General features: G+C 70.3%; 10 protein-coding genes. 5 read left to right on the top strand and 5 right to left on the bottom strand.

All coding sequences use genetic code 11. The features are described 5' to 3' along the window. Positions 1-545 precede the first annotated feature (545 nt). Positions 546-1,415 carry an SGNH/GDSL hydrolase family protein gene (locus ACQPX6_RS17030; protein ID WP_433781456.1) on the top strand — a complete coding sequence of 290 codons (870 nt, stop codon included), beginning with the start codon at positions 546-548 and terminating at the stop codon, positions 1,413-1,415. Between the two features lie 45 nt (positions 1,416-1,460). On the opposite strand, the gene ACQPX6_RS17025 is transcribed toward ACQPX6_RS17030, so the two are convergent. Together ACQPX6_RS17025 and ACQPX6_RS17020 are read right to left on the bottom strand one after the other, a co-directional pair. Then, on the bottom strand, positions 1,461-2,690 hold the full coding sequence (locus ACQPX6_RS17025; RefSeq protein ID WP_433781455.1) for a cytochrome P450: 1,230 nt from the start codon (positions 2,688-2,690) through the stop codon (positions 1,461-1,463). A 24-nt stretch (positions 2,691-2,714) separates the two neighbouring features. Further along, on the bottom strand, positions 2,715-4,112 hold the full coding sequence (locus ACQPX6_RS17020) for an MFS transporter (protein WP_433781454.1): 1,398 nt from the start codon (positions 4,110-4,112) through the stop codon (positions 2,715-2,717). Between the two features lie 484 nt (positions 4,113-4,596). Between ACQPX6_RS17020 and ACQPX6_RS17015 the strand changes: the two genes are divergently transcribed. Continuing rightward, a complete protein-coding gene (locus tag ACQPX6_RS17015) occupies positions 4,597-6,399 on the top strand; it encodes an AMP-binding protein (protein WP_433781453.1) in 1,803 nt (600 codons plus the stop codon). A gap of 75 nt (positions 6,400-6,474) precedes the next feature. Here ACQPX6_RS17015 and ACQPX6_RS17010 read toward each other — a convergent pair whose 3' ends face one another. Then, the gene (locus tag ACQPX6_RS17010) at positions 6,475-7,017 is read right to left on the bottom strand and encodes a hypothetical protein (protein ID WP_433781451.1); all 543 of its coding nucleotides are present in this window, start codon (positions 7,015-7,017) and stop codon (positions 6,475-6,477) included. Between the two features lie 700 nt (positions 7,018-7,717). Between ACQPX6_RS17010 and ACQPX6_RS17005 the strand changes: the two genes are divergently transcribed. After that, positions 7,718-7,957 carry a hypothetical protein gene (locus ACQPX6_RS17005; protein ID WP_433781450.1) on the top strand — a complete coding sequence of 80 codons (240 nt, stop codon included), beginning with the start codon at positions 7,718-7,720 and terminating at the stop codon, positions 7,955-7,957. A 17-nt stretch (positions 7,958-7,974) separates the two neighbouring features. On the opposite strand, the gene ACQPX6_RS17000 is transcribed toward ACQPX6_RS17005, so the two are convergent. Next, positions 7,975-9,228 carry an FAD-dependent oxidoreductase gene (locus ACQPX6_RS17000; RefSeq protein WP_433781448.1) on the bottom strand — a complete coding sequence of 418 codons (1,254 nt, stop codon included), beginning with the start codon at positions 9,226-9,228 and terminating at the stop codon, positions 7,975-7,977. Positions 9,229-9,263: 35 nt separating this feature from the next. Further along, positions 9,264-10,046 carry a DUF3159 domain-containing protein gene (locus tag ACQPX6_RS16995; RefSeq protein ID WP_433781446.1) on the bottom strand — a complete coding sequence of 261 codons (783 nt, stop codon included), beginning with the start codon at positions 10,044-10,046 and terminating at the stop codon, positions 9,264-9,266. On the opposite strand from ACQPX6_RS16995, the gene ACQPX6_RS16990 reads away from it, so the two are divergent. Beyond that, positions 10,045-10,551: a MarR family winged helix-turn-helix transcriptional regulator gene (locus ACQPX6_RS16990; protein ID WP_433781444.1), complete on the top strand. Its 507-nt coding sequence runs from the start codon at positions 10,045-10,047 to the stop codon at positions 10,549-10,551. The two genes, ACQPX6_RS16995 and ACQPX6_RS16990, sit on opposite strands and share 2 nt — an antisense overlap. Before the next feature lie 3 nt (positions 10,552-10,554). Beyond that, on the top strand, positions 10,555-11,373 hold the full coding sequence (locus ACQPX6_RS16985) for an SAM-dependent methyltransferase (protein WP_433781443.1): 819 nt from the start codon (positions 10,555-10,557) through the stop codon (positions 11,371-11,373). The last annotated feature ends 74 nt before the right edge of the window (positions 11,374-11,447 follow it).

Here is an 11,447-nt window from a genome sequence, read left to right as displayed (position 1 = left end):
TGCCTCCAGCGGAAGGCGATGACGGCGAGCGCGATCACTGTGGGCGGGCAGCAAGATCACCGTGGGGGCCGACACTGCCGTCGCCGCTGTCGAGAAGCCCTGCTCGCCGACCACGACGCCACTGATGAGGTCGAGCGCCCCGGACAGCGCGAACAGTGCGCCCAACCAGCCCGGGAGGAGGCTGCTGCGAGCGATGGCGAGCCCAGTAGAACCAGTGCCGCGCCCAGCCGCAGGGCGGCGTAGCTCGTCGTGGCCCATTCGAGCCAGCGCGCGAGTTCTGCGATGCGGGCGCCGCGCGAGCGGCGAGATGGCTTGCGGAGGAGGTCTCCTCAGACGATCAGATCTCGGATACGCCGGTGCGGTTCAGTCCTGCCGTCGGGGCGTGCGTGGCCGCACCGTCACGATCCGCCTCCTGAGGGTTTGCGTGCCACCGGCCACCAAGACCTCCCGAACAGCCGCGTCGCGTAACACAGCCTCGGGCTCCTCCGATCCTGCAATGCCTGGAGGAGCCACCTGTAGGTCTGCCCGATTGAGGGGACCCGCTGATGCGCCTGTCCGTTCGACTTCTCCAGCGCGCGGGGGTGGCCTTCCTCGTTGTGCTTGGCCTCGTCGTCGTTCCCGCCGCCGCGGTGGCCCAGCAGAGCGCGCTGCGCTACGTCAACATGGGTGACAGCTACAGCGCCGGCGCCGGGATCGTTCCGCCGGCGCCGGGTTATCCTCCCGCCTGCGCACAGTCGGCCCTCAACTGGGGCCATGACATCGCCGCTGCGCGCGGGTACCAGCTGACCGACGTGTCCTGCAGTGGCGCCGAGACCGACGACTACACGACGGCGCAGTACTCCGGCGTCGCGCCCCAGCTCAATGCGCTGTCTCGGCAGACGCAACTGGTCACCATGACCATCGGCGGCAACGACAACGGCGTCTTCGTCGGGACGATCCAGAAGTGCGGGGCGGCCGGGGCCCGCACCGCAGGTCAGGGCAGCCCGTGCCGGGACACGTACGGCAACTCGTTCGTCAACACCATCAACCGCAGCACCTACCCCAACCTCGTGGCGGCACTAACAAAGGTCAGGGCCAATGCGCCCAACGCCAGGGTCGCGATCTCCGGCTACCTGACCATCCTGCCGCCCACGACGGGCTGCTACCCGATCATGCCGATCGCGTCCGGAGACGTGCCCTACCTCAACAACATCCAGGCCACCCTGAACGACGCGGTCAGGCGTGCGGCGGCCCGCACCGGTGTCTCGTTCATCGACGTCGCGGGCGTCTCGACCGGCCACGACGCCTGCAAGCCGATCGGGACACGGTGGGTCGAGCCGGTCGTGGGGTCGACGAACTTCATCCCGGTGCACCCCAATGCGCTCGGCGAGAGCGCCATGGCGGATCGGGCGATAGCAGCCCTCGGGCTCGACTGACTCTTCGGGAACGAGCGACGGGGTCGTCCTGAGGTGTGGGTGCGTCTACTCCGGAGAGGACGAGACCGGCAGCGCGGTCAGCAGCCGTAGGTTGAGGTTGGCGGCGTAGGAGGGCGGCCCGGCGATGGTCAGCGAGGGGTGGCGTTCGAGGAGCTCGCGCAGGGCGATCCGGGTCTCGAGCCGGGCGAGCGGGGCGCCGAGGCAGTAGTGCGGACCCTGCCCCAGCGCGACGTCGCGTCGCTCGGTGCGGTCGAGCACGAACTGGTCGGGGTCGGGGAAGTGCTGAGGGTCCCGGTTCGCGGCGGCGAGCACGAGCACGGTGGCGTCGCCGGCCCGGATGGACCGCCCGCCCAGCGTCACGTCCTCGCGGGCGACGCGGCGGATGAACTGGTTCGGGGTGATGAGCCGGAGCAGCTCGTCGGTCACCGCCGCCCACCGGTCGGGTTCGTCGCGCAGCCGCGCACGCAGCTCCGGCAGGTCGAGCAGCCACAGCACGCCGTTGCCGAGCATGCTCGTCAGGTTCTCGTGGCCGGCGATGAGCAGCAGGACGATCGTCGCGAACAGCTCCTCGTGGGTGAGCTGCTCGTCGGTCTCGCCGGCCAGCAGCCGTCCCACCACGTCGTCCGGCGCCGCGTCTCCCCGCTGCGTGAGGACGGTCTCGACGAAGGCGCCCAGTGCCCCCGATGCGGCGACCGCGCGGTCGTTCTCGTCCTCGGACAGGCTCGAGACGTCGCGACCCCAGGGCAGGAGGAAGTCGTCACAGGCGGTCTTGAGCCGGTGGGCGTCCCCGTCGAGCAGCGGAACGCCCAGCAGCTCGCCCAGCACGGCGATCGGCAGCGGCTCCGCGAGGTCGGCCACGACGTCGAACCGTGGACCGGCGGCGTCGAGCAGCCGGCGGGTGTGGTGCTCGACGGCCGGGGCCAGCGCGTCCACGGCAGCGGGGACGAACGCCTGACCGACGAGGCGGCGCAGCCGTGTGTGCTGCGGGGGGTCGGAGAACACCAGGCTGTTGTTGACGAACGTGTAGGCCCCCGCGAGCACCCGGGAGGTCCTGGTGCCCGCCGCCGGACCACTGGGGCCGGCCGCGGATGCGTGCGGGGTCGCGTCGAGCACCCGGGACGAGAAGCGCTGATCGTGCAGCACCGCGCGGACGTCGGCGAAGCGGGTGAGCACCCAGGCGTCCACCTCGTCGCTCCAGTGCACCGGGTCGCGCTCGCGCAGCTCACCGAACACCCGGTAGGGGTCGGCCACGGTGGCGTCGCCGAACAGTGCCATGACGAACCCTTCGTCGATCCGCGCTCAACCGGTCACAGCGCTGGCGCGTGAGCGGCGGGCGGCCCGGAGCTCCGCGAGCGCGGTGACCAGCCCGGCCAGCAGCAGCAGCAGCGCGGCGGCCACGAGGACGGCCGCGATTCCGCCGCTGGTGATCTGCTGGTTGCCCACGGCCTCGATGGCGGCGGAGGCCACGACGACGCCGATCCCGCCGACCGCGGTCAGGACCGTCAGCAGCACCGAGGTGCCTTCCGCTGAGCGCTCCGGGGGCAGTGTGTTCTGCACCGCCAGCTCCCCCAGCGAGTAGCCCATGCCGGTGGTGATCCCGCATAGGGCGAGTGCGAGCGCGTAGATCGGGAGCGGGCCGGCGAACGCCAGCAGCGCCAGCGCGGGCGCGGCGAGCAGCAGCGCGACGGCCATGATCCGGCCCGCGGGGTGACGAGTGCTGAGCCTGCCCGACAGCGGCCCGCACACCGCCAGCCCCACCGAGGCCACGAAGAACAGCAGGCCCGCGGTGGCCGCGGACAGTCCCCGGACGTCCTGGAGCTCCAGGGTCGCGGCGAGGATCGACACCACGGTGCCGATGTTCGCCAGGGTCGCGGTGACCACCAGCACCACGTAAGCGCGGTCGCGCAGTAGCTCCGGGCGCACCAGTGGCTCCGCGACCCGAGTCTCGATCATCGCGAAGACTCCGAGCAGCACGACCCCGAGGGCCAGCGCCCCCAGGGTCCGGACGCTGGTGAAGCCCCGGGCCCCCACGTCGTCGATGCCCACGCTGATCAGCGCGAGTCCGGCCACCACCGTGACCACGCCCCACCAGTCCAGCCCGGCGATCCGTCGCGGCCCGGAGCCGGTCCTCGACTCGGGCAGGCGCATCCCACCCAGCAGGGCTAGGACCGCGACCGGGACGTTGAGCAGGAACACCCATCGCCAGCTGACCGACGACGACAGCACACCCCCGACCACCGGGCCGAGTGCCGTGCCCACCCCGCCGATCCCGATGAGCGCCCCGATGACGCGCGGGCGCACCTCCTCGGTCGTAGCGTTCGTGACCAGCGCGAACGCGGTGGGCAGCACCACCGCAGCGCCCGCGCCCTGCACGATGCGCGCTGCGACGAGCACCGGCACCGACGAGGCCAGGCCGCACACCAGCGACGTCACCCCGAACGTCGCGATGCCACCGAGCAGCACCGCGCGCCGCCCCACCACGTCTCCGAGCCGTCCCCCGGGGATCAGCAGCGCGCCGACCGCGATCATGTAGCCACTCATCAGCCACTGCAGGTTTGTCGTCGAGGTCCCGAGGTCGGCCGCGATCGAGGGCAGCGCCAGGCTCAGCGAGAAGAAGTCCAGCTGGATGCAGAACAGCGCCGCACCGACGGGCAGGAACCGAGCGACGAGCCGAGCTGTACTCACCGTCCCGGCCATGTGGTCCCTTCGGACGCAGGAACGCGGCGATTGTTGCAGCGCCCAGCACCAAGGAGCAATGACGGCACGGGTCCGTCCGGTCCCGCCGTCCGCCCTCGAGCTGGGCAGGATGGCCTGCTCTGCGTCCCCGCCGCGGTGACGGGCCGAGGAGAGGTGGGCGAAGGTGGCGCGGGGACACGGTGTGAGCGGGTCGTCGTACTCGGGGGAGGACCTGGTCACGGCGATGGATGCCGCAGCGCAGCAGTTGCTCCACCCCTGGCGCGCAGGAGCATGCCGCCGAGATGATCGTGGCCGGTGCGATCGCGGCGACCCCGGTGGTCGCTCAGGCGGGGATCGATCTGCAGGTGGGTGAACACCTTGCAGGTCGCCGTCATCCACGGCGATGTGCTTCACCCAGCACGGGTGGCTGACATGGTGATCGCGTCGGCCCGGGGGGGGGGGGTCTCGTCAGGTCCCAGTACATGCGATCGCCGAAACCGCCGAGATGAACCCGGTCGACACACTGCACGACGCGGGCCGAACTGGTGGCGCTGCTCCTAGTCTGGGGGTGGCAAGCCCGTTCGAGATCGATCCGAGAGTCCGATACCCGCGTCGTGACAGATCACCCACCCTGAAGGCCTACTCTCATCGCGAGCATAGGGCGAGCAGGACGCCGAATCTTGAAGCGCAACCGGTTCGGCGAGGACCGCTGAGCGGCGCACCGCTCAGTCCGGCGCCCAACGGGGGACCGAGGGATCGACTCCGTGATCGTTCGCGAGATGTTCGACCATGGCTGAGCCTGCGTCTTCCCGCGAGGTGTACCCGGGCAGGATTCCGACAAGCTGACCCCGTTGGAGCGACAACGGACATTGCATACCGAACGTGCACAACGACGTATAACCCATGCCGCTGTACTGGTAGATATCGATCATCATTGCCTGAGTCGGGGCGGACTCGGCTGCTGGCCGTGACTTCCTGCCAAACAAGTTCCACTTCCCCTCGAGATGTTTACCCCTCTCGATCGACTTCCGCGCCGTCGTCGTTACCGTTGGTCTGCGGCGAGGACCTCGATGCGGGCGTGATCGACGCGCTCTCGGACTGGGAGAATCGCCCGACGGTTGGGATGTACAGCTGGCGGCATTGGCGTCGCGCGACGCGACGGCGGTCGTCGCCGGCTCTCCATCGTCATCAGAGTTGCTGCTCGAGGCAGTGTGAGCGGAGGACGGCCCATCCGGCGGTCGCGCTTGCGGCTCCTTCGAACACATTCCGGGCTTGCGGGCCGCGTCAGTGCGCGTTGCCTGATGAGGTGCGCGGTCGATGCACGATCGCCTCCATAACTACGAATCTGACTACGAGTCAGACGCGGCCGAGTGCAACAGAGGCAGGGTCGCCGCGCGTCCCAACGATGTACTCCGGGATGCTGCACGCCTCCGACCGCGACCAGTACGACGTGTCGTCGCTGCGAACCTCCTGCTCGGGCGGCTCGGCGATGCCGGTGGAGGTGCTGCGCTCGTTCGAGGAGGCCTTCGACTGCATCATCCTCGAGGGATACGGGCTATCCGAGACCTCGCCGGTCGCCTCGTTCAACCACCCGCACGCCGAGCGCAAGCCCGGCTCGATCGGCACGCCGGTGGCCGGCATGGAGATGCGGCTGGTCGACGACGAGGGCCGGGACGTCGGCCCACTGACCAGGGAGAGCAGCTGGGCTCGCTCGTCGTCCCGCCCCACGATGCGGCCGCGAGCACGAAGCAGCCCGGGCATGCGGTCCCCCCTCCGACCCGACCGGACACTAGGACAAAGCATCCGTCCTCGGAAACGTGGACGGCTGGGCATGCGGGCTTGGGCCTCGCCGCCTCCGCGGCGACGATTAGGACCTCACCCACGCCGAAGCCGCGCAGCTGCTCGGGGTCGGGGTCGGGGGGGGGGGGGGACCGTCAAGTCCCGCGCCCACCGGGCCCACGGCACGATCCGCGCCCACCTCGACCGGCTCGGACACGGGCACTTGCGCAGGACGGGAAGGACGACGCCGGGCGGTGAGGTCGCCGCCGGGCTCCCACCCGAACATGCGGGTGGAACCTCGCGTGCTCGGGCTGCGTCAGACCAGCGTGACCCCAGAACACCATCGCCGTTGCCTCACGCACGATGTCGCGAGCGCTCAGGGAAACCAAGGCGGTACAGGCCGGGACGCGGCGGGTCGGTTGTTCGCCGCGGCCCTGACGGCGACCGCCGCGCGGAGGCCGATCTGCACCTGCTCAGCGGTTTCGACGACATCCCCCCGCGCCTCTCGACGGGCCGCGAGGTTGCATGACATGACCGAGTACGGATAGGCCTAACCCCTGATGGGCGCGGCAGGATTGGAAACGCTTCCGGCTCGGAAGTGTCGTCAGACGCATCGGGCCTCGACGACGCGTTCACGCAGCCCAGCGGCCAGGCTCGCCACGGTCAATCCGTCGATCAGCTCCCCACCGGTGCGGACCAGCCACACACGCCGAACGCCGGCGATGCGGAATCGCAGGTGCACGCGCGATGTCTCTCCGGTCGCCGACGAGACCACGATCGTCCAGCTGATTCGGGCGTCGCCGCGACGGGACCAGTGGACCAGGGTGCTCGGCGGCTCGTGCACCACAATCTCGAAGGTGGCGTCTGCGCCGCCCCAGTCGTCGACGACATCCCCGACGGCCAGGTGCTGCAGCGCGGGGTCGACGTGGCGGAGTCCGCGTCCGCCGGGCGGGAGGAAGCGCTCGATCCAGTGCGGGAAGTACCACCCGGCGCGGTTCTTACCGAGCTGGGACAGCCACGGCCAAGCCAACCTCGGTGGCACCGGAAGGTCGAAGGCGCGGTCCATGGTGACCTGTGCATCGGGTACGAGGTCATCACCGGGCAGGGTGGCGCGGACCTCGGCGCTCGACGGAGAGATGAACGACATGGCGAGTGCTCCTCGACACCAACAATTCAATTCAGTCAATACCATCTTGCACGAGAGCTGCGTCCGAAGCCCCGCGTCAGGGCTATGATCGGCCGGTTGCCGCCGATGACGACGTGGCGACGGGCGTAGGTCTCCAACAATCAGTGCCCCGCGACACCGCGATCAGGGCAGGCGAGCGAACATCACCCGGTCCCACCGACTCCCGTTCGGCGATGAAGTGTGCGGTGCGCGTGACGCCAGCATGCGTCGCGCAGGGGTTGGTAGTGGTCCCGCTCGGCGGACTTATCCTCCGCAGAAGCGGTTAGCTGTCGTGACCCGAGACGTTGTGTGCGGCGGGTGCGGATGATCTCGGCCATGGCGCAGAAGACGGTCGTTTCGCTGGCGACGACTTGGACGGGCAGTCCGAAGCGGCCGAGGCCGTGGAGTTCGTAATCGGCGCCTTCAGCGCTCCGCGACTGCGGCCGGCCGAGTTCGACACGGCACCGCCTGGAGACCTATGCGTTGGGCGGCAATCCGTACTGGTACGCGGGCGCTGTCGACGAGGGCCATTGGTCACGCCAGCCCCTCTCTGGGGGATGGCGCCAGGTCGCGGTGTTCGGCGCGGACTGGGCCGGGGTGACCGGCGAGGACGCACGATCAGACAGGTGACGACGATGTCGACATCAACAGCCGGTTATCGGGGACGCCGCCGATTCCGATGGTGGATTCCCCTTACCCGAAGCGCCTGGGTTGGCGGGACGTCGGCCAGATCGGGAGCACGGTATTCATCACGGTGGTCGGCGCCGTGCTCGTTCTCGGCGTCAGCACTGGCGGCGGCGTCATCCGGTGGTTGGCAGGCCTGGCGATGGTTCTCGGGCTCATCGGGCTCATCGGCATCGGCGTGGCCTGCTTCGATTTCTGGGGTCGGAGGAAGGCTCCGAAGCATCGTGACCGCGACTGAGGACCCCGGTGAGCTCGCTAGGCCGTCGAGGTGGGGACAGCGCCGGGGAAGACCCTCCGCTTGATGGGCGCGACGGAATCGGTGACCTTGAGCAGCGTGCGGAACGCGAGGCGCGGCAGACGCTTGTCGGAGGCAGCGTTGCGGGCGTTGCGGGTCGAGAGCGTGAGGGCCTCGTTGGCGTAGGCGCGCATCTCGTCCTCGTAGCGTGCGACGCGCTCGACGAGGCTCACCGGCTCGGCGCCGGTGAGGGAGCGGCGCAGGGCGTCGGCGTCACGGAGCGCGGTGTTGGCGCCGATCCCGGCCATCGGCGTCATGTTGTGGATGGCGTCACCGAGCAGGGTGATCTGCGAGGGAGACCAGTCGGGAAGCGTGGTCATGCTGCGCAGCGGCACCGGGGCGATGGTGTCCGGGGAGCTGGCGGAGATCATCGCGGTCACCCGCGGGTCCCAGTCGCTGACGCGTGTGGCGACCCAGCGCTGCAGTTCGCGGGGCCCGAGGGAGTCCACGTCGTCGGGGTAGGCGCGGCGGCCGGCGGCGTAGGCCCAGACCAGGAAGTCCTCGTCGGGCGCGGCGGCGGCGGTGTCGCGGGGAGATGCGGGCCAGGTGGAGGCGAACAGCCAGCCCGCCCGTCGGGGGACCACGTTGTTGACCGAGCCGTCGGTCATGTCGCGGGGCAAGGCTCGGGCGGCGGGATGGCTCAGGGGGAGTCGGCCGGCGACGTTGAGGATCCCCAGCTCGTGGCGCACCAGTGCGGGCAGGTATTTGTGGCGGACCCGCGAGTTGCTGCCGTCGGCCCCGACCAGCAGGTCGCCCTCGGTGGTGGTGCCGTCGGCGAACTGGACCTGGACCCGTCGACCGACGTGCCGGGTGAACGACGAGAAGGTCTTGTCCCACTCCACGACGTCCTCGAGCCCGTGGAGCAGCGCCTGGTGCAGGGGTTGACGCCGAACGGCGCGGCGGTGCCCGATCGGGTCGGCGTTCTCGGTGAGGGAGCTGAGCTCGAGGGCGGTCAACGTGGCCAGGGTGGGTGCACGGAACCGGACGACGTCCGGCGCGGGCACGGCACCGCAATCGTAGCGGTCCCAGTTCTCCGCGGGGAGGCAGGCGTGCAGGGCCCGGTTGCCATGACCGTTGATGTGGATTCCGTAGCTGGCCGGCTGGGGGCCTGCGCGGAGGTTGCGCTCGTAGACCGCGACCTCGATGCCGGCGCCTCGGAGGCCGTGGGCGAGCGTGAGCCCTCCGAGCCCGGCGCCGATGATGATGACTCGCATGGTCTCTCCCGGTGGAGCGTGAGGTTCGTGGACGCTCAGACGGTGGGCTCGGGTGTGAGCTGTCGTCGGGCGGCGATGACGGTGGCGGCGACCAGAGCGGCGAACACGGGCCCTGTGGCGACGTGTGCGGCGGCCAGCACCGCGGGCCGGTCGGCCAGGTAGAACACGGCCTGGACGCCGACGTTGACGACGTTCACGGCCACCGCGATCAGCGTCGTGACGATGTAGACCCGCATGAGGCCCCGATGTCGGCGCCACTGGCTCGGGCCGCCCACCACGCGGTTGAGCAGCAGCCCGGTGAGCGGGCGTCGGATCAGGACCGACCCGAGACAGCCCACCAGGACGGCGACCGGAAGCAGCATCGGGAGGAGGAAGAAGGCGCGGGCCTCGCCGGTGACGGCGGCCACGAGCGCGCTCACTGCCGCGATCACCAGGCCGACGAGCGCCGCCGTGAGCCGCTCGCGGCGAACGATCCGGAGGACGAACGCGGCCGATGCCGTGCCCGCCAGGCTGATCAGCGCCGGTGTCAGTCCGCCGAGCGCGTTGGCGATCACGAAGGCGACGGTCGGGGCGGCGGTGACGGCGATGCCGGGGAGGCCGCCGGAGCTCTCGAGGGCGCGTCGGGCCGCATCCCCGACGGTGAGGGGCTCGTCCCGCGGGGGCGGGGAGACCTCAGGGGACAACGGACGCGGCAGAGTGGTCATGAATAAGACAGTCTCATATGATACTAACTCTGTCGACACTGTGTGTTCTCGAGTGTTACCGTCTCGATCGAGACCACCGTCGAGCTGTTCGCACCAGGACGGGATCGAGCGCATGACTGTCTCCTCGAAGCAGGACGGGCCGGCGACCGGCCGGCCAGCTCGGACCCCACGCGCCACCGACCGGCCCGGAGACACCTCGCCCTTCGCCATCGGCCTGTTGCTGCGTCGTGCGCACGACCACGCGGCGGCGGCGCTCTCCGGTGCCCTGAGGCCGCTCGGTGTCGAGCTGCGGCACTTCGCGGTCCTCATCGAGCTCCACCAGTCCGGACCGATCAACCAGCGGGATCTCGGCGCCACCATCGGAATGGACAAGGCGATGGTCGTGCGTGTCGTCGACGACCTCGAGAAGTGGGGCATGGCCGTCCGCAAGCCGATCCCCGGTGACCGGCGGGTGCGCGAGGTCGAGATCACTCCGCGAGGTCTCGAGGTGTTCGACGCGGCTCACGACAACGGGCAGGCCATCTTCCAGGGCCTTGTCGAGCACCTCGGCGACGGTGAGTACGACCAGCTCATGGACGTGCTCACGCGCTTCACGTACCCGCCTCCTCCGGAGGGCTGAACCATGGACCAGATCGGTGCGACATCACTGATGACCGCCGCGCTCCGCGCTCGCGAGACCGATCGGCCCGACCGAATCTGCGCCGATCCCTACGCGGTGAGCTTCATCCGGGCCGTGGGGCACGGCCTGCCGCCGCACGCGGACGGGTTCGTCGAGCACATGGCCGAGCAGGTCGCGGTGCGCACCCGCTTCCTCGACGACGCCCTGCTGGAGGCCGCGGCCGGCGGTCGCGATCAGGTCGTGCTGGTGGCCTGCGGCATGGACAGCCGGGTCTTCCGTCTCGACTGGCCGGCCGGAGGAACCACCGAGCTCACCGTGTTCGAGGTGGACCAGGCCCCGGTGCTCGCGTTCAAGGACGTCGTCCTCGCGGCCGCGGCGGCCACACCCCACGCGCGGCGCCGGACCGTGGGTGTCGACCTGCGTGATGACTGGGTCGGTGCACTCCTGACGGCAGGCTTCGACGCCTCCCGTCCCGCCGCGTGGCTCACCGAGGGACTGCTCTACGCCCTCGACGAGCCCGCGGCGGACACCCTGCTCGATCGCATCACCACCGCCAGCGCTCCGGGCAGCACGATCGCCTTCGACCACCTCGAAGCCTCGCCGAGCTTCCGGACGGCCTTGCGTGAGATCGACCCGGCGCTCGACGCGCTCTGGCGCGGCGGGCCCGGAGATCCCGGCCAATGGCTCTCCCGACACGGCTGGAACCCCGAGGTCCACGAACTCGCCGACATCGCGGCCGACCACGGCCGCTCGGTCCACCCCAGCTTCGACCCCGGCCGGGCCGACAGCACCCACAACTGGCTCGTGACCGCCACTCTCTGAGCCGCCCGGTACGCGGCGCGAGCCGGTGCCCTGGGGGGTCGTCCGCTTCTCGGCGGGTCGGGGTCGAGGCGGGC

The sequence above is a fragment of the Actinomycetospora sp. CA-101289 genome, from assembly GCF_050955895.1.
In the GTDB taxonomy this organism is placed as follows: Bacteria; Actinomycetota; Actinomycetes; order Mycobacteriales; family Pseudonocardiaceae; genus Actinomycetospora.
Note: the sequence above shows the minus strand (reverse complement) of the source record. Positions and strands in the feature narration are given on the sequence as shown.